Genomic DNA, 470 nt, shown 5'->3' with positions numbered 1-470 from the left:
GTTCACGCCTTTTTCAATGCTGATTTGGCTGTAGTGACCTTTAATCGCTTCAAATAAGTTGAATTCAATCTTACTCGGATGCGCCTTTGCGAGTGCTGACTTTATCGAAAACAGTTTGAAATGATCCGGTTTATCTAGGTTTCCGAACTCGTCATCTTGCCTTGCTGTGATGACATTGCCAAATACCTCCAGTGAACCGGGCTCTGTCACTAAACTAAATCCGGTTTCTTGGTGTAATCCGCAAGCTAATACCAGAGAAGAACTGAGTGAAAGCAAAAGAACAAAACGTTTTAGCATGTGTGAACCTTAAAAGAAGCAGGGCAGTTTCCTTACTCCAACAATAGACCTAGATCGTTGAGTTAAGGTTGCGAACTGTACCAATAAATAAACGATAAAGGGACCACAATGGGTCCCTAAGTTATCGACTCGCCATCCTTAGCAGCCTTTGATTATTAGCGAACGATGAGCAT

The 470-nt window shown here is 42.1% G+C and carries 1 pseudogene; it reads right to left on the bottom strand.

What is annotated here, in order from left to right:
• A pseudogene (locus AB4486_RS24550) lies at positions 1 to 297 on the bottom strand (hypothetical protein); the annotation flags it as partial.
• Positions 298 to 470 lie beyond the last annotated feature (173 nt).

Origin of the sequence: Vibrio sp. 10N.222.55.C6 (assembly GCF_041473395.1) — a bacterium.
GTDB classification, from domain to species: Bacteria; Pseudomonadota; Gammaproteobacteria; order Enterobacterales; family Vibrionaceae; genus Vibrio; species Vibrio crassostreae_C.
Note: the sequence above shows the minus strand (reverse complement) of the source record. Positions and strands in the feature narration are given on the sequence as shown.